The organism is Mesorhizobium sp. WSM2240 (genome assembly GCF_040438645.1).
Lineage (GTDB): Bacteria > Pseudomonadota > Alphaproteobacteria > Rhizobiales > Rhizobiaceae > Allomesorhizobium.
In genome coordinates this window covers 1-17,108 of record NZ_CP159256.1, presented here as the reverse complement: position 1 = coordinate 17,108, position 17,108 = coordinate 1, and the positions used below count along the sequence as shown (strand labels likewise).

Sequence of the window (17,108 nt, the reverse complement as noted above, 5' to 3'; positions counted from 1 at the left end):
TCGAAGCCGACAATCCGCAAGCGGCCCACTTCGGTCATTCCGCCCCGAAGGTTTCGATGACTGTTCCTGGCGTGTCCCACTGGTTCAAGCACCTGAGCTGCAGAACACCAGAAATGAGCGTCGAAGTACTGGCTGGGTGGTTTCCTGCCGTACGTCTCGTGACCGGAACGAGCAAAGAGCGCCACCGAAACTGCCGTTCGAATCGCTTCTCTAACGCTGTCGTTCCCCTGTGCCTTGAAGCGGCGGAAGGCAGACTGGATTGCCGTCGGCAGAAATCGTAAGGTCGGCTGGTCCAGCTGTTTCGACCGCTGTTCGCCCGGTTCATCTATTAGCGGTTGTTAGACGCATCGCCTCACATTCGCGGAAGCGCACGGATCCCTCATAGGACTCAAGCTGGGATGCGGTCATGCATACCGGCAAACCTGCTTTGCGGGCGCTTTCGGGAAGCAGTGATTCGTCAGCCAGCGGTCCGAGCAGCATGCTTTCAGCCGTCCATTGAGGGTTCATTTCGAGCGCGGCTGCCGCCGCCTCGGATGCCTCCCTTTCCTTGCCGAGTTGGGCTGCAATCATTGCGTAGCGGGCGGCGTCATTGGGCGAGTTGCCGGAAATAGCTTGAGCTGATCCGTAAGCTTTCTCGAAGAAGCGGTTTGGAAACCAGACAGCCACGAGAGCATTGTTCCACCAATGTGGATAAGACGGATTCAGGCGCAGCGCTCGATCCACCATCTCGATGGCGCGCTCCGGTTGACCTGATTGAGCCCAGTCCCAAGCGACAAGAATGAGCACGTCGCTATTGTTTGGACCGAGTTCAAGCGCGCGCTTGAAGTGTCGCTCCGCCCCGGCTACATCGCCCATCGCTCTTAGACGGGTACCCCATGCGTGGTGCGTGAGCGCATCGTATGGATCGAGCGTCAACGCCTTTGCGGCAAGCTTCCTGGAAATAGAGAGCGCAGCGGCTGGATTCTTCGCCGAACCAAGGACCTCGACCTCGATCGCGTAGACATAGCTCAGGTCACGGCTCAGCGGTGCAAAATCGGGGGCAAGCTTCAGCCCCTTTTCGAACAGCGACCGCGCCTCGATTTCGCTTTCAGGTGTCAGTTTCTGCTTAGCTTCGACTCCCAAAATCCAGTAGTCATAAGCGTTCAGGTCGGTGGAGTTCTTTCGCTTGGCCAACGCCCTCTCGGCAGCAGTCAATTGCCCTTGGTAGCCAGTCAGCGTTGAGACGATCTTCCCGGTTATCTCGTCCTGAACTTCGAAAAACTCCCCGGCATTGCGGTCATAGCGTTCCGACCACACATGCTCTCCAGTCCCGGTATTGGTCAACTGGGTGGCGACCCGCAACCGATGGCCGTCAATCTGTAAACTGCCCTCCAAAACGTATCTGACGTTCAGTGTCTTACCAATTTCGCGCACGTCGTGCGGCCCATCGCGATAGGTAGCGGTCGAGGCGCTCGCAATCACAGGAATTGCCCGGAAACGTGCAAGATCAGTTATGATGTCATCGGTTATAGCATCTGCGAAGCGTTCCCATTTCTCGTCACCGTTGACGCTCTCGAACGGCATCACAGCGATCGACGGCGGGTCCGTTCCGGATTTAGTTGGCAAGAGGTAGACGCCCGCCAACGTCGCCAATCCGGCCACGCAGGTCGCCAGTGCCGTCCAGCGCCGCCATTGCGGCCCGCGCGCGAATTCTGGTCGCGGCAGCTCGAGGATATAGCCGCGTTTGAGGACCGTCCTGACGATCTTGTGGTTCTCGTCACCAAGCGCCTTGCGGATTTCCTTTATGCATTGGACCAGGCTGTCGTCGGTCACCGCGATGGACCCCCAGACCGACTGGATGAGCTCGTCGTTGGAAATCAGCTTGCCCGGCCGCGTTGCGAGCAACTTCATAACCTTCCCCGCCTGCGGCCGCAGCGTCACCGTGTGCCCGCCGCCATCCGTGACGGCACCGCGCTGAAGATCGACCGTACGGCCGTTCAGGCGAAGCGGCGTCAGCGCCGGGCTGTCCATTGGGATATTCCCCTCGGGGGTAAAGGCCGTTCAGGGCTCTCTTTGCAGTCAATCTACCGCAAAGCCTGCCGCCATTCCAGCATTCCGCAATATTTCCGGCCGCGATCGGCAAGATTTCGTCTGATTTCGTCTGCCGATCGCGCCGTTCTCGTTACGAATGACGTTGCCAGGCTCATGCTCCTCGCCAAGCCGCGCCCCTCCGGCGGCACAAATCAGATGGAGACCGACATGATAGAACTGGTGATCGCAGCCTGTCTGGCGACGGGCGAATGCAAGGAAAGCCGCCTGATCTACGACGCCCGAGACGTGTCGCTGATGACCTGCATGATCGCCGGCCAGCCGCAGGTTGTCCGCTGGCAGCAAGAGCATCCCGCCTGGCAAATCAAACGCTGGCATTGCGGTGTCGCACGGCAACACGGCGAGATTCTGTAAATACAGCACAGAGAACGACTGCTCCATTCACGGGAGCTGTCTTTCGGTCAGTCCAACGCCAAGTTCGGGGTCGCATCAGGTCGTAGCGCGAACGGCAGGTTTGGAGAAGCGACAGGAAGGTCAGCAAATGGCCCGACCACGACCTCCAGCATTGTCACCGCGATGTCTGCTTCCGGGCGGACGCAAAGATTGCCTTTATGGCCGACATGCGGCGCGAAGCAGATGGCAGCGATCGCGTCATTGCTCCGCCGATTTCGTTTCCAGAACGGGGCCGTCCTCGTCTCGACGTAAAGCAATAGTTGCGTTCACGGCAGCAAGGTAGTTGCACTCGGAAATCCAGCAGTACGTCCAGCTCCGCTTCAGAATATCTCCCCAGCTCTTCCATCCAAGCTCTGTTAGCGCGACGATTGATCGCGCGGATACGGCAAACGCTCGACCGCAAGCAGCTTGGTGCAGGAGGCCGTGATGAAGCCGGCCTCGACGCCGTCAGAAGGGCGACGACCTTGCTTGCGGCGAGATGGAGCTCGTCCATTTCGACAGTTGCGGCGCGATCTTGGCCATTGCCTGACTGGCCTCGGGGACGATGATCGCGGCGCCCAGCGCGGTCATCGTCCCCGACACATTGATGATCGGCCGCAGGCCCAAGCGTTCGCGTATCGTCTCGTTGCGCTGGCATCGGTGAGATCTGAACCTTATCCATGACTTTTTTCTTCGGGGAGAATTTCGACGATGGCCTCGATCTCGACGGTGATGTTGTTGGGCAGCGACGCGACGCCGATCGACGTGCGCGCATGTATGCCCCGTCCCCCGAACACCTCGACCAAGAGGTCCGAGCAGCCATTGATGACACAGGGATGGTCGGCGAAGTCGTCGGCGGCGTTCACGAAACCCTGGAGCTTCACGAACTGCTTCACCCGGGCAAGGTCGCCGAGATGCGCGGACAGGACCGACAGGATGTTCAACCCGGTAAGCCGCGCGTGCTCGTAGGCCGCTTCGACGCTGACGTCGCGGCCGACCTTCCCCCTGTATAGGACGCCGTTGCGATCGAGCGGGCCCTGCCCCGATACGTAGAGGATATTGCCAACCTGCAGGACATTGCGGAATGTGCCGATCGGCGCCGGAACCGGCGGAAGCTCGAGGTCGAGCGCGGCGATCTGGTCATGGGAAGACATGATGGCGCTGATTTTCTCAATGTAAATGGCTGGTTCTGAAACGCGACAGGAAGGCGTCCAGCCGCTCGTTGGACCCCGCCTGCGCCATCAGCTCCTTGGGCGGACCCTCGGCAGACACCTTGCCGTCGTCCATGAAGACGATGCGGTTGCTGGCGTCGCGGGCGAACGCGATCTCATGGGTCACCATCAGCATGGTCATGCCTTCCTCGGCCAGCTGCCGCACGACATCGAGAACCTCGTTGACCAGTTCTGGGTCGAGCGCCGAGGTGATCTCGTCGAGCAGCAGGATCTTCGGCTCCATGGCGACGGCTCTTGCGATCCCGACCCGCTGTTGCTGGCCTCCCGAAAGTTCCGACGGCAGATTGTCGATGCGGTGGTCGAGGCCGACCCGCTTGAGCCAATGCTCGGCGATCTCACGGGCCTCCTGCTTCGATTTCTTGCGCACCTTGACCAGTCCCAGCATGACATTCTAGGCCGCGGTGAGGTGCGGAAACAGATTGAAGCTCTGGAACACCATGCCGGTTTCGGCGCGCATGCGGGCGAGGTCGGTTTCGCCGCGCCGCTGGCGGTTGTTGCTGTCGCGGAACCCGACTTCCTGGCCGGCGATCTGGATGGAGCCGTGCTCGTAGGTTTCGAGGAAGTTTACGCAGCGCAGCAGCGTCGTCTTGCCGCTGCCCGAAGGTCCGATGATCGAGACCACTTCTCCCTTGCGCACGGTCATGCTGATACCTTTGAGGACGTCGATTTGTCCGAATGACTTCTGCAGGCCCTCGATCTTGAGCAGCGGCCGTTCGTTTGCATCCATGGTCTCAGTCCCGAATGTATGCGTAGCGCCGTTCCACGTACCGGCTGGTCAGCGACAGCGAATAGTTGATCACGAAATAGATGAAGGCACCGAGCAGATAGAGCGGCATCGCCTCATAGGTCCGCCCGATCACCTCGTTGATCGACTGCATGAGATCGACGACGCCCAGCAGCGAGATCAGCGCGCTTCCCTTGACCGCATCGGTCACGCCGTTGATCCACGGCGGAAGGAAGCGCCGTATAGCCTGTGGGAAGATGACGGATTGCAGGCGCTGGACGAAGGTCAGGCCGATCGCCTTGCCGGCCTCCATCTGTCCCTTTGGGATCGACGAGATCGCGCCTCGGGCATATTCGATCACCTGGGCCGCCTTGAACAGGGTCAGGGCGACCACGCCGGCCCAGAACGAGTCGATGGCGATGCCCAGCGGCGGGAAGCCGTAATAGACGACGAATATCAGCACGAGGATCGGAATGCCGCGGATGCAGTCGCTGAAAAGTCGGACGAGCCATTGGACGGGACGCGGGCCATAGACCAGCCCCACCCCGAGGATCACGCCGATGACCAGCGAGAACACCACGACGAGGGCGGAGACCCAAAGGGTGATCAGGAGTCCCTGCAAAAGGAACGGAAGTGCATAGAGAACCGCTGCCATTGGCTCAGCGCTCCGCCCTGAAGCGGCGCTCCATCAGCCGCAGTCCGAACAGGACCCCATAGCCGGTGACCAGGTACATGACGGTCGTGACGATATAGACCTCGACGATCCGGAAAGTGTTGAAGTTGATCCATTGCGCGCCGTAGGTCAGCTCGGGCACCGAGATGACGGAGGCCACGGAGGTGTCCTTGAACAGCGAGATGAACGTGTTCGACAGGGCGGGAAGGGTTATTCGCGCCATAGTCGGCAGGCGCACGTGGAGGAGGCGCTGCAAGGGCGTCAGCCCGATCGCCTTGCCAGCGTCGATCTGTCCGCGCGGCACTGCCTCGAGCCCGGAGCGGAACACCTCGACGAGATAGGCGCCCGCATAAAGCGACAGCGTTCCCACGAACGACACCGTCGCGCTGTAGGCAAAGTCGACGACCGTGGGGATACCGTAGAAGACGATATAGACCAGAAGGATCAGTGGTACGTTGCGGATGAATTCGACATAGGCCGAAATCGCTCCCCGCACGATCCTGCCGGCGGAGACATACCAGATGGCGAGTACGAGCCCGATGAAAGCGCCGATCAGGATCGACAGCACGGCCAGTTCCAGGCTGAGGATCAGCCCCTGCCACAGCTTGTCGAAATGCCGCCAAATGAGATTGAAATTGAGGTGATAGTTCATTCAGACTTCGCTGGACTGTCGCATCGGCAGGAAGTGCGCCGCCCGGCCATTGTGGTGGCCGGGCGGTCGCAATCAGATGGTCGGGAAGCCTGGCTTGCGCTCCGGTGGCTGGACGCCGAAGTAATCCTTGAATGCCTTATCGTAGAGTTCGTTCTGGTGGCCGAACATCGCGATGCTGAAGGCGGTGTTGACGAATTGCAGCCAGTCCAAGTCGCCCTGCCGGACGCCGCCGCCATAGAGCATGCTGTTCCACTGCTTGCCTGCGTCGAAATATCGGTCCGGGTTCCTCGAGACCAGCCAGCGCACGTTGGAAAGGTCGACCGCGGAGGCGTCCGCACGGTTCGAATCAAGCGCTTGAAACACATTGGCTTGGGTATCGATCTGCATCACTTGCGCCTCGGGCAATGCCTTATGCACCGTCGTCTCGGCGTCGACATTCTGCAGGATGGCCACCCGGGCGTCGCTGCCTTTCGCCTTCAGCTCGTCATAGGTCTTCGCCGCCGCATCCGGCTTGGTCATCAGCGCGACGCCTTCGACATAGTAGGGCCGGGTGAAGTTGATGAGTTGCGCGCGCACGCCTGAGATCGTCATGAACTGCAAGGTGATGTCGACCTTGCCTGTGACAATGTTGGGAATGCGCTGCTGAGCATCCTGTTTGATGAATTCGATCTTGGTCGGGTCGTCGAACAGCGCCTGGGCGATAATACGGCCCATGGTGATGTCCATGCCTTCCAGTTCGCCGGTGTCGTTCTCGAAATGCCATGGGGCATTCGTGCTTCCAGTGCCGACGACGAGGTGACCCCGGTCGAGCACGGTCCGCAAGAGGCTGTCACTCGCTGCCTGTGCGGCTGCCGCTTTCGGGTTCAATACGACCGAGGTGACGGCCGCACCAAGCGCCATTCCTCCAAGTCCGAGTTTCAGAATATCGCGGCGTTCAGTTCCTGCTGTCATTGATGCCTCCACGTTGTTGATGTCGTTCAATTCTCTGGGTGGTCTTGCATAGTCTTATATACTGGACTATGTTCTTATATTTAAGACGATATAGCAGCGTGGATGTGCTGGCAACCGCGATAGCAAAGGATTGAGCACTGGTGGCGGAGCATGTTTCTAAAACCCGCACTGCACGGGGGCCGCGGGAACGCGGGGTCGACCGAGTACTGAAGCTGTTTTCCTATTTGCAGGAAAATGGCGCTCCTGTCCGGTTGGCCGAACTGCCGCTTGCGCTGGATGCCCCCAAATCGACCATCTACGACCTGGTGAGCATTCTGGCCGAAGCAGGACTGCTCGAACTCAGGGGTAAGGACAGTCAGGTCTATTTCGGCAAACTGATGCATCTTTACGGTGCGAGCTATCTTCGGGCCAACGACGTCATGGCCCGCGGCAGGGAGATGGTGAATGCGCTTGCAAAGGAAACCGGTGAGACGAGCGAACTCTGCATCCGCCTCCGCGGCAAGCAGGTCATAGTACATGCTTGTCCCGGTTCGCGGCCGCTGCGGATCAGTTCGGAGATCGGCTCTCAGATTCCAATCCCTTGGACCGCTTCCGGTCGGCTGATGCTGTCACACATGTCCTTGGCGGAGATCGAATCGATTCTGGGGGAGGAAGACCTCAGGATGCCTAATGGTGCGCCTATCGACATCGAAGCGTTCGCTGCCGAATGCCATGCATCCAGGAACCGCCCGCTTGCCATGACGGTCGGCATGATAAACAGTTTCACCCAATGTCTCGCGGCGCCAATCACAAATCACGATGGCCTGATCGAGGCGACGATATGCTTCGTTCTACCAATCGATGTTTCGGACGAAAAAAGGGGCGAGCTGGAATCACGATTGATAGAAGCATCAAGATCGATATCTCTGGCGGGCTCCAGAGGTGTCGCCGGTACCGGCGAACGCTCAACGATGTAACCCCTACTCCGCTGAGCGAGAAACCGCCATGGATGCGACGGAATCGTCGACGATGACGCACCTGTGCAAAAAGTCTCGAAACGGCTCGTCCGCGAATTTTCGACCACTACCTATGGTTCTGCGCACTAGCTCCTGACGATCCTTTCCGAAAGCCATCCCTTCGGCCGGGCCTGTTCGTGACGCCGACAGCCACCTCCGGCATGGAGTGGACGTGGCAACGCCATTTTGCTCGCGTCTCCGATCAGTTCAGGCGATATTTGATGCGACAACCCGCCGAGTGAGCGAATTTCGGGAATCAACTTGGGAGAGAAACCGACGTCGCAATCGGCAAACTGAGGCCTTTTCTCACGCCAAGCTCACTCTGAAATCCTCCAGAACCTGTGCCAATCCTGGCGCGCCGAGAAGCGTTACAATGCGCTTCGCCTGAAGTTTTCTTATCGAACGATCGTAGATGGCGAGATTGGTCGCGCCGTTGAGGCGAGATGGATAGATAATCCCGTCAAGCTGGGACGGGTGATCGTAAAGCGCCACCGACCACCGGCGAGCCAGGTTCTGGCGCTGCGCCCGGACGACATCCGTCGGCACACCCATTCGGACGGCATTGTCGCCTCTGAGATCGACAACTCGAAGCACCTCCGTGGTCGCGATCTCCGCATAGCGCCGTTCTGTCAGCTCTACCTCGTCTATGGGAAGATCGTGGACAAGCCCTTCGCGCCGGTCGCGGAGCACCGTCTCGAGGAAACACACCTTCAAGGAGTCGCCGAGGTAGAGAACGCCAAAACGGTTGGCAGCGGTACGACGCCGCGGATCGCTGAAGCGGCTCGGCGACTTTCCGTATCCCAGCGGATCGGGATAGGTGCTCCAGTAGATCCGACCGAATGTCCGCCCCGGTGGTATGGTCTCGATTTCGAGCTTTGCGCGCCCGAAATCGGGTGGAGGTGGAATGCCGGGCATTCAGTCGAAATCGCCCCGGGCCATCCCTTCCGCTGCAACCAACACCGAGGCCGTATCGCCCTGCTGAAGAGCCCGAAGGCCCGTTCGACCATCGAGCGCACCGTGGCGCGACACCAAAAATCGGTAGACCGCCCAAGCGCTATCGCCCAACATCGCATGGAGCGCCGGCAATGCCCCGAACGGCCGGCCGTCCTTGTCGAGTTGCCACACAGGAAAGCGGAAGCCGCGCTTGGCGCCATCAATCCCGAGCACCTGCCCGCTCTGCCGCTTGGCGTTGACCGTCACCCGCGACGTGCCGAGCAGTTTGGCAAAGGCTTCCGCACTCAGCATGTCCTCGCCGGCGACAATTTCGGCGACACGCTTGCGGCCGCGCTCCCGCGCTGCGGCAAGCGCCACTTTAAGTTCGGCATCTGGCTTTCCTGTATCTTCGACAGGAAACGCATTATCCGAAGCGATCGGCTGTTCCTCGACCGGCGTGATCGTCTGCGCGCCGGCAGTTGGATCGACCTCTACCCGGAACGATACGCGATGACCGATTTTGCGGCTGCGTGTGATCGCTTCCTGATAGCGTTCGAGCAACACCTTCTTGAAATCGGCCTGAGCAGGCAGCCTTGTGGTGAAGCTCAAGGCCGTGCCTCCCGCATGCGACGTGGTCTCGCTATGATTGATGCGCTTTGGAGCGGCCATGACGACAACCTCCTGTTTCCACCAATGTGGGCACAGATTGCAAGTTCGTCAAGTTCGATAATTTCGTAAAGTTGGCGGAAACCTACCTGACGACGGTCGATCACACAATTCCCCACGCGCGAAACCTTCCCCTCCCCGTCATCTCGCGCAGGCTGAGCTCGCCGACGAGGTTGAGCGCGCCCTGCTTCGAGACTTTTAGCCTGTCCTGGATCATGCCGGTGGAAACCAGGGGACGCGAGAGGACCAGTTCGACTAGGTCGGGCAGTTTCGAGCTGGCGCGGCGATGGCGCAGCCGCCTCTCCATCTGGGTTTTCGCCAGCACCAGCCGGTCATGCTCCTTCAGCCCGGCGTATGCCGCCTCGTGAATGGCATCGACAAAGGCCAACAATCGATCGCCGCGACTGCGTGCTCGCCTTCGCTCGCGCGGAATATTCTTGGCGCCGCGATGCAGGCAGGCGAGATGGTGCCCGGCAAGCCCCTCCTGCCTCAGCAGCGCGGCGCAAAACAGCGGCCCGAGCCAGGCGGCGTGCTGCAGCACCTCGATCTCGGTCCAGGCCTCGAGCAGGATCGCGGCACGCAGCACCGACGGCAGTTCGCGCGTCTCGGCAAGCACGGCCTGCCATTCGGCGAGCCGATCTTCTTCATTCCAGTCGAGATCGTAGACCAGGCCCGGCCGGTCACGTAGTGACGTCTCCTCTTTTCGTGCAGGCACCTCGGCGCCGCTCAAAATCTTCGATGACCGCGCCAACAGGTTATCGATCTCGGCGAATTCTTCAGCCAGCAGGTCCGGCTCGCCCGACTCAACCGGCTCATCAATATCCCTTTCCGGGGCAAAAACCCCCTCCCCTTCCCGGCTTTTCTGTCCCTCCACGTCCGACGCGCCGCGGCCGGTGAGGGCCAAAAACCCGTCGCGGCCGAGCGCCCAGTTCGACTTATTCGACAGAATTTTCCGGCGGGCGCGTAAGACGGCATGCGCCCGGGTGAGTTCGTGAGTCGGGGTGCGGATGTCCATGTGGGCGTCGTGCAACACGAGGTCCTCGACATGGACGAGTTCCCCCTCGAGCCACAGCGCGGCGGTCGCGTCGGCAAAGTGTTGGCGCTCGACAAAACCGTCACGGACGGGCGAGCGCGCCAGCCGCTCGTCGAGGCGGGGCCAAAACCTCGGTCGCCTTCGCGACGGGCGCGAAGAGCGTGCCGAGGGACAACAAATCGATGTCGTAAGCCATTGTTTTTCTTGTAGCTGATTCGCGTTAGTCCATCTAGCGCGCGCTTTAGTCGACTTGCAGGGGGCTTTCTCCGGGACAAAAGACACTAGTGATAAGTACCTCTTATCGATAGTGATGGATTTCGCGGCGCAAAACCGCTAGAATCGGCGCAAAGCACGGCCGCAGCGGCCGCAAAAACCGGCATGGAACACGCCTCGATGCCAAAAACACCCCCTGCCCGCGCCGTCGGCCGCCCGGACAGAGAACTGGTGGCGCGGCGGGCCGAAGCGCTCGACGCGCTCGATTCCGTGTTGCCCTTCGACCGCCGCGATTTTCTGGCCACGCTTCTGACCGACGACGACGTCGACACGCTGCGGCACCTGGCGAAAGAAGGCATCGGTGAGAATTCTCTGCGCGCGCTCGCCTCCGATCTCGGCTATCTCGAGGCCTGGTGCCGGGCGGCGACGGGAAACCCCCTGCCCTGGCCGGCGCCGGAAGCGCTGCTGATCAAATTCGTCGCGCACCATCTGTGGGATTCCGCAAAACGCGAAACCGATCCGACGCACGGCATGCCCGCCAATGTCGCGGCCGAGCTGAAGGCCGAAGGGCTGTTGCGCGTTGATGGCCCGCATGCCCCATCCACCGTGCGCCGACGGCTATCGAGCTGGTCGACCTTGACCAAATGGCGCGGTTTGCGCGGAAAGTTCAATGCGCCGGGCCTGCAGAGCGCGATAAAGCTGGCGGCGCGCGCCAGCGCCCGGCCGCGCGGCCGCAAGAGCAAAAAGGCAGTGACCGCCGATATTTTGTCCGCGCTGCTGAAAGCCTGTGCCGGCGAAAAACTGGTCGATGCCCGCGACCGCGCCCTGTTGCTCCTGGCCTTCGCCTCCGGCGGCCGGCGCCGCAGCGAGGTTTCGTCGCTGCGCCTCGAACAACTTACCCAGGAAGAACCCGTTCCCCTCGATCCGAAGGATCCGGACGGGCCAAAACTCTCCTGCCTGAGAATTCGACTCGGCCGCACCAAGACCACGCAGGCCGACACTGACGCGTATGTCGTGCTGGTCGGCCGGCCGGTGCTTGCCTTGAAGGACTGGCTAACCCGGTCGGGCATTTCGGAAGGCGCGGTATTTCGCGGCATCGACCGCTGGGGAAATCTGGAAAAACGCGCACTGACCCCGCAGGCGGTCAATCTGATCCTAAAACGCCGCGTCGCCGAGGCCGGGCTCGACCCGCAAGCCTTCTCACCCCACGGCCTGCGCTCCGGCTATCTCACCGAAACCGCCCGCCGCGGCATTCCGCTGCCGGAAGCCATGCAGCAGTCGCAGCACCGCTCGGTGCAGCAGGCCTCAAACTACTACAACGACGCCGAACGAACGCTCGGACGGGCGGCGCGGGTGATCGTCTGAGACTAAAGACAACTGCAACTGGGTGCGTGATAGGAATCGCTCTGGCCGGCCAAAGCGCGGCGACCGGAGGGGGACAGTGTCGCCCGCCTACTCATACCGTTCCGGCAAATGGTGCTCCTCCACCAGGTCGGAGAAGCGGGTGAATTCGCCCGTGAAGGCCAGCGAAACCGTGCACGAGCTGGTCCCGAGTGACTCCTTCGCTTGCAGGCAATGCCGCCTGCGATTCCGCTGCCGGAAGTCGCAGCACCGCTCGGTGCAGCAGGCCTCCTACTATTATAACGACGCCGAACGCACGCTCTGAAGGGCCGCGCGGCTGATCGTCCGAGCGCTTTTCAGTCGTTCGTTCAGCGCCAGGAAAGCTGATTGCGCGGCAGCCGTCCGCTCGGATCGATCACTTCGACCTGGTGTGGCAGGCTGCTGCTCCAATTCCAAAGCACCAGGTTTTGATCGGTTCCTTCCGCCCCGGGCGCAAAGCTTGGCACCAGGATCCCGGCCGTTCCTCGCCGGATAAGCCGCTCGTAGATAGCCCAGGACGGTGGCCGCTCGCCCTCGGCCAAAAAATCCATCCAGGCGCAGGCCATGTCGTCACCGCTAATCGCCGCCGCCTCCTGGCCTTCCGCTGTCCTCAGATCCACGATGTCTTCACAGTCGACGTCGTAGGAGCAGAGCACGCACGGATCGATGCGGTGGGCAAAACCCTGATTGGCCTCCTTCACCGCCGTCATGATGCTGAGCGCCAGATAAAGCGTGGGCACACCTTTTGGATTGAAGCGCGCTCCGCGAATGGCCGCGCCATCGCCTGAGATCGGCTTGAAGGACCAGCGCGGGTCGTGCGCGCGATAGCAGGTTCCTTCAAACCTCAAGCAAAGCCACCGAGGGCGAGATGGTCGAGATAGTCACGAACGGCACCGGCCTTGCCCTCCTTGACCAGCGCTTCCGCCGTCCTGCCGCCGAATGCCGGGATCGGCTGGGCTCGGTACCAGGCCATCGCCTGTTCCTTGCCGCCCGCCCATTCCGTCACCCGGCTGATGATTTCCAGCATTTCCTTGATGCGCGTCTGGGTCTTCGGCGTACGATTCCGCGCCGCCTTGTAAAGCGATTCCCGGGCGAGTCCGACGGTTTCGGCCAGTTGCGTCTTGGACATACCGAAGCTGTCGGCGACCCGCTCGGTCGCGATCGCGCCTGACTTGTCCATGAACGTCAGGATCAATGTCTCATCACCTGCCGTTGCGCTATGGGCTGATCTTGCCGACTTCTTCGCAAGCGTTACCATTGTCTCACCATCTGTCCCATCCGTAAGGCAGAATATAGGGCAAGCCTCGCTGTTTGCAAGCTTTCCGGCACAAAAGTCACCCTGCCCTCGCCTTTTCGGTGAGCGCCCGCAAATAGCCGCCGGCCGAGTTGATATGCGGCGCCCGCTGCACGATGCAGGCAGGACCGATGGAAAACTGCCCAGCCTTCGCCTTGTCGGTCAGACTGCGAAGATAGCCACCCGAACTTGAAATATGCTCGGCCCGTCGCGCCGACATGAGCATCGGTGCCACAAGCGATCGAAAGGCCGCATTCTCACGCTTAGGCGCCAATCGATAAACTGCGCAATTGGCGATCGTCATCCCGCCATCCTTGCTGTCGCGCCATTGGCCTTGAGCGCCGCCATCAGCATCGGCCCGACCGAAAACTCCCCTCCCCGCGCCTTCTCCGTCAGCGCCCGCAGGTACCCGCCGGCCGAATTGATGTGCTGCGCCCGCTGTAGAATGCAGGCGATCACGATTGCTGCGATTTCCTGTCCCATAACATGGCAGGCGTCCTCATATGCGGACGGCGACACGCCGAGATAACCGCGCACCTGAGCCGCCGTCGCCATGAAATCGCGCCAATTGCCAATTCCCTCGACCGCGTAATCCGCAATTTCGGGGCAGGCCTTCAGCACCAGCCCCAGCGGATAGCCTTTCGGTTTCTCGGCCTCCCGAGTTCTTGGCTCGACCGTCGCCCCGCTTTTTTCCAAAGCAGGTTCAAATTCAAAAGTGGAGTCGGTGTTTGAATTAGAATGCTGCCGCTCTGTTTGGGACTCATTGCCGCTTAGATTCGTAGAATTTAAATGAATTTCCAGCAGCTTATCCACCTCCTCGTGGATCGCGACCAGGTTGCCTACAATCGGCTCCATGTCGGCAACAGTTGCTCTTCGGGGTATTGCCTCCACAACGGCCCTGAAGCGTTCCCAGACGGCCTGCCAGTTGCCGGGCACGTCTTCCTCGACGGCGGCCTCGATCAGCTTCTGGATATCCCTGCGATGCAACGTAATCCGCTCGCGCATAAGTCTCAGCGCCCGGTTGTCGCCACGCACACGCTCGGCGGCTTGCGCGAACTCATGTGCACGCGCCAGGAGTGGAGCCAGGGAGAAGCCGAATGCTTCCTCAATCTCCCCTCCCCTATGCTTGCGCGCGTATCGCTTGCCGTTCGGACTGTCCCGACGGGTGATGAGTCCGCAATCAATCAACGCCGCCAAGTGCCGCCGGAGGGTCGCGTCGGCCATCCCGTGCGCCCTGAGGGACAGCTGGGCATTGGAAGGGAACACGATCAACCCGTTCTCTCCGCTCAGTTCACTGTCGGGGTAAAAGGACAACAATGCATTCAGAACTGCCAGAGCGCGGTCGCCAACGCCAATTATGCGCTTGCCCTCGCACAGGTCGCGGTAGACCTGCCATTTGTCGGCGACCGTGCCCTCCGGGATATCTTTCGCATCGTTTTGAGCAGCCAACATGGCGAGCGTCATTGACCGCCGCCCAAAGGGCGTCGTTGAGGTATGCGTTTCCATCGTTTCGTCTGCCTTCGATTAGGCAAAAGAAATCCGGTCGCCGAAAAATGACGCTTATGACTCTTGACAGTGATTCGCGGAAATGGGATTCTCAGGGTGCGAAACTTGAGAAGGGCTTCCGCGGCGGCAACGTTCGGGGGCCTTTTTCTTTTGCTGGTTAGTCTCCTGGTTCGTTTCTGGGTGTACCGGCCTTGAATTCGTCGTAGAGCCCTTGCAGGCGCTGACGCACGAACGGCCCAAACTCCGGTTCAACGATTTTGTCGAAGACGATCGAGACCTTTTCTTCGGTCTCGACGATCCTGACTGGACGGGTACCATCTGAAGCCTTCCAAGCCTCAGTCTGCGGCTTTTGCCGCTGCACCTTCAGCAGGTCATAGACTGCCTGGAACCGAGCATCGCTCTTTTGGGTGGAGAAATCCTGGTCGCCGATGAGCTTGAGGGCCTTGGCCCGCTTGCCTTTCTCGTCGAGCAGATCAGCCAGTTCGGCCCAGCGCTGGCGCCCAAATGCCGGCGATGGGCCCACCGCCTCGATGAGCTCTGGCGGCAATCGCCTTATCAGCGCGATCATTCGCGACAAGGCAGCCTTGTCGACGCCCAAGGATGCCATGATGGTATCGCGGGAGAAGCCCTTATCCTCAAGGCGGGCAGCAAAGAACGACCGCTCGATGAATGACAGATCGGTGCGGGCGTTGTTTTCCTGCCCCTGCGACACGATGAGTTGTTCGTCGGTCAGGTTGCGGACGACTGCTCTTACCTTACGACCGAGTTCCTTGGCGGCGGCCAGGCGTCGGTGGCCGTAGGCGACCTGATAGCGGCCTTCCAGTTCGGGATTGGGCCGCACCAGAATTGGCACTTGCTGGCCGTGTTCGCGGATCTGAGCAACGAGGCTGGAAGCATCATCGGGATCGACCTCGAGGCGGTCGGGAACGAAGGAGCCGTCCACCAGATCGGGTTCGAGTTCCACGATGGTATGGCCTTCGGCAAGCTTCCGCTCGATTTCTTCGGCGCGGTGCGCGCGAGAATTGATGTTTTCCAGAGATTGAGAGATTGCGCCAACAGGGCTGGCGGGCCTTAACGGCCTTTCAAGGCCCAATAGCGGCCGGGCTAGGGGCGCACGAGCTGGTTCGACGCCGGCGGCCCCTGCCCGCTCTGGTGAAACCTCAAAGACATTCTTGCGGGCCATGAACCTACTTTCGTCCCCATGTTCCGCGGATAAGGCCCTCGATTTCTCCATTCACAAGGGTCAGAGATTCGAGCGCCCGCTCATAGGTGCCCCGCGTGAACGCGCTCTTTTCGACTTCATAAAGAGTTTGCTTGGTGAGGCCGGCATCCGAGACAGCGGTCGATTTCAACATAGAATTTTCGAGCACCCGTTGACCGAAGATTGAGCGCATGAACCCCGCCATCTGACTTTGCGGGCCATCATTCGGCTCGTACCGGGTCACGAGATAGCGCATCCAGTCATATTCGGTGCTGCCACCCGCATTCTCCACGACCGCAAGGAGATCCGACGTCATGTGGAGGAACTGGCTCATCGACATGACGTCAAGCATCTGCGGATGAACGGTTATGAGCACGGCTGTTGCGGCGCAGAGTGCTGAGAGCGTGAGAAAGCCCAGTTGCGGTGGGCAATCGATGATCACCACGTCATAAGCGCTTTCAATGTCAGAGAGACATTCCGCGATCCGCGAAAAGAACATGGTGTCGCTTTGTTTGCGATCGGCGAGCGCCCTTGGGGTGGTGTGCTCAAACTCCATAAGTTCGAGATTTCCAGGCACGACGTGCAGGCCCGGTGTATAGGTGGCGCGAACGATCTCAGAAATGTGGCGGCGGCTCTCATCGTAGCGGATCGCTCCATAAAGCGTCTCCCCTTCCCCGACATCGAGTTCCGGTTGATGCCCAAACAAGGCAGAGAGGCTGGCTTGCGGATCCAGATCGAGAGCCAGGACGCGGTATCCCCGCAAGGCGAGGTACTGCGCCAGATGCGCGGATGTGGTTGTCTTTCCAGATCCGCCCTTAAAATTCATCACGCTGATGATTTGCAGTTTCTCGCCGTTACGGCGATGCCGGACATATTTCGGAGTGCCCTTCCCGCCCTCGTCGAGAACTCGGCGCAAATGTTCGATATCGTCCACCGAATAGAGCCGGCGACCGTTGGGCAACGGCGCGGGGCCATGCCCCTCGGCGACGATTTGCCGTAGATATCCTTCGTGGATTCCGATGAAGTCCGCAGCCTCGGCTGGTGAGAAAAGTCGGATCGTCTTGTTCGAGGTCGGAGGAAATATGCGAAGCTGGTGCGCCTGCAATTGGCGCGAAAGTTCGTCGGCATCCGACATAATCAGATCGCGCAGCGTCAATGGGACGTCCCTTTTTTCTGACAGGTTCGGCGTAGCCAA

General features: G+C 60.4%; 18 protein-coding genes and 1 pseudogene. 3 read left to right on the top strand and 16 right to left on the bottom strand.

Going from position 1 to position 17,108, the window contains the following annotated elements:
- Window positions 1-321: 321 nt before the first annotated feature.
- Window positions 322-2,010 (bottom strand): winged helix-turn-helix domain-containing protein, encoded by a 1,689-nt coding sequence (locus tag ABVK50_RS29635; protein ID WP_353646532.1) that lies wholly within the window; start codon window positions 2,008-2,010, stop codon window positions 322-324.
- Between the two features lie 228 nt (window positions 2,011-2,238).
- Here ABVK50_RS29635 and ABVK50_RS29630 point away from each other — a divergent pair, with 228 nt between their 5' ends.
- Window positions 2,239-2,442, top strand: a complete 204-nt coding sequence (locus ABVK50_RS29630) for a hypothetical protein (protein ID WP_353646531.1) — start codon at window positions 2,239-2,241, stop codon at window positions 2,440-2,442.
- 486 nt (window positions 2,443-2,928) lie between these two features.
- Here the strand turns inward: ABVK50_RS29630 and ABVK50_RS29625 are convergent, their stop codons facing one another.
- From ABVK50_RS29625 to ABVK50_RS29600, 6 genes and pseudogenes are all read right to left on the bottom strand, one after another.
- Window positions 2,929-3,087 carry a hypothetical protein gene (locus ABVK50_RS29625; protein ID WP_353646942.1) on the bottom strand — a complete coding sequence of 53 codons (159 nt, stop codon included), beginning with the start codon at window positions 3,085-3,087 and terminating at the stop codon, window positions 2,929-2,931.
- A gap of 47 nt (window positions 3,088-3,134) precedes the next feature.
- Window positions 3,135-3,614 carry a RidA family protein gene (locus tag ABVK50_RS29620; RefSeq protein ID WP_353646530.1) on the bottom strand — a complete coding sequence of 160 codons (480 nt, stop codon included), beginning with the start codon at window positions 3,612-3,614 and terminating at the stop codon, window positions 3,135-3,137.
- A 16-nt stretch (window positions 3,615-3,630) separates the two neighbouring features.
- Window positions 3,631-4,419: pseudogene (locus ABVK50_RS29615) on the bottom strand (amino acid ABC transporter ATP-binding protein).
- Between the two features lie 4 nt (window positions 4,420-4,423).
- A complete protein-coding gene (locus ABVK50_RS29610; RefSeq protein ID WP_353646529.1) occupies window positions 4,424-5,071 on the bottom strand; it encodes an amino acid ABC transporter permease in 648 nt (215 codons plus the stop codon).
- 4 nt (window positions 5,072-5,075) lie between these two features.
- Window positions 5,076-5,741, bottom strand: coding sequence for an amino acid ABC transporter permease (locus ABVK50_RS29605; RefSeq protein ID WP_353646528.1), 666 nt, complete (start codon window positions 5,739-5,741; stop codon window positions 5,076-5,078).
- Between the two features lie 72 nt (window positions 5,742-5,813).
- Window positions 5,814-6,641: a transporter substrate-binding domain-containing protein gene (locus tag ABVK50_RS29600; RefSeq protein WP_353646924.1), complete on the bottom strand. Its 828-nt coding sequence runs from the start codon at window positions 6,639-6,641 to the stop codon at window positions 5,814-5,816.
- 191 nt (window positions 6,642-6,832) lie between these two features.
- Here ABVK50_RS29600 and ABVK50_RS29595 point away from each other — a divergent pair, with 191 nt between their 5' ends.
- The gene (locus tag ABVK50_RS29595; RefSeq protein WP_353646527.1) at window positions 6,833-7,648 is read left to right on the top strand and encodes an IclR family transcriptional regulator; all 816 of its coding nucleotides are present in this window, start codon (window positions 6,833-6,835) and stop codon (window positions 7,646-7,648) included.
- Between the two features lie 345 nt (window positions 7,649-7,993).
- On the opposite strand, the gene ABVK50_RS29590 is transcribed toward ABVK50_RS29595, so the two are convergent.
- The 3 genes from ABVK50_RS29590 to ABVK50_RS29580 form a co-directional block, all read right to left on the bottom strand.
- On the bottom strand, window positions 7,994-8,602 hold the full coding sequence (locus ABVK50_RS29590) for an RES family NAD+ phosphorylase (protein WP_353646526.1): 609 nt from the start codon (window positions 8,600-8,602) through the stop codon (window positions 7,994-7,996).
- A complete protein-coding gene (locus ABVK50_RS29585) occupies window positions 8,603-9,289 on the bottom strand; it encodes an XRE family transcriptional regulator (protein WP_353646525.1) in 687 nt (228 codons plus the stop codon). It abuts the gene before it with no gap.
- Between the two features lie 100 nt (window positions 9,290-9,389).
- Window positions 9,390-10,424 carry an RHE_PE00001 family protein gene (locus ABVK50_RS29580; protein WP_353646923.1) on the bottom strand — a complete coding sequence of 345 codons (1,035 nt, stop codon included), beginning with the start codon at window positions 10,422-10,424 and terminating at the stop codon, window positions 9,390-9,392.
- A gap of 288 nt (window positions 10,425-10,712) precedes the next feature.
- Between ABVK50_RS29580 and ABVK50_RS29575 the strand changes: the two genes are divergently transcribed.
- Entirely contained in the window at window positions 10,713-11,897 is a 1,185-nt protein-coding gene (locus ABVK50_RS29575; RefSeq protein ID WP_353646524.1) for a site-specific integrase, read from the top strand.
- A 344-nt stretch (window positions 11,898-12,241) separates the two neighbouring features.
- Here the strand turns inward: ABVK50_RS29575 and ABVK50_RS29570 are convergent, their stop codons facing one another.
- The 6 genes from ABVK50_RS29570 to repA all read right to left on the bottom strand — a co-directional run bounded on the left by ABVK50_RS29570 (window position 12,242) and on the right by repA (window position 17,048).
- A complete protein-coding gene (locus ABVK50_RS29570; protein WP_353646523.1) occupies window positions 12,242-12,760 on the bottom strand; it encodes an RES family NAD+ phosphorylase in 519 nt (172 codons plus the stop codon).
- Complete coding sequence (locus ABVK50_RS29565) at window positions 12,757-13,092, bottom strand: antitoxin Xre/MbcA/ParS toxin-binding domain-containing protein (protein WP_353646922.1); 336 nt, start codon at window positions 13,090-13,092, stop codon at window positions 12,757-12,759. The genes ABVK50_RS29570 and ABVK50_RS29565 overlap by 4 nt, the downstream gene beginning before the upstream one ends.
- A gap of 154 nt (window positions 13,093-13,246) precedes the next feature.
- Entirely contained in the window at window positions 13,247-13,432 is a 186-nt protein-coding gene (gene repC / locus ABVK50_RS29560; RefSeq protein ID WP_353647084.1) for a replication initiation protein RepC, read from the bottom strand.
- A gap of 74 nt (window positions 13,433-13,506) precedes the next feature.
- Entirely contained in the window at window positions 13,507-14,712 is a 1,206-nt protein-coding gene (gene repC / locus ABVK50_RS29555; RefSeq protein ID WP_353646521.1) for a plasmid replication protein RepC, read from the bottom strand.
- A gap of 157 nt (window positions 14,713-14,869) precedes the next feature.
- On the bottom strand, window positions 14,870-15,895 hold the full coding sequence (gene repB, locus ABVK50_RS29550) for a plasmid partitioning protein RepB (RefSeq protein WP_353646520.1): 1,026 nt from the start codon (window positions 15,893-15,895) through the stop codon (window positions 14,870-14,872).
- A gap of 4 nt (window positions 15,896-15,899) precedes the next feature.
- Window positions 15,900-17,048 carry a plasmid partitioning protein RepA gene (gene repA / locus ABVK50_RS29545; RefSeq protein WP_353646921.1) on the bottom strand — a complete coding sequence of 383 codons (1,149 nt, stop codon included), beginning with the start codon at window positions 17,046-17,048 and terminating at the stop codon, window positions 15,900-15,902.
- Window positions 17,049-17,108: the final 60 nt, after the last annotated feature.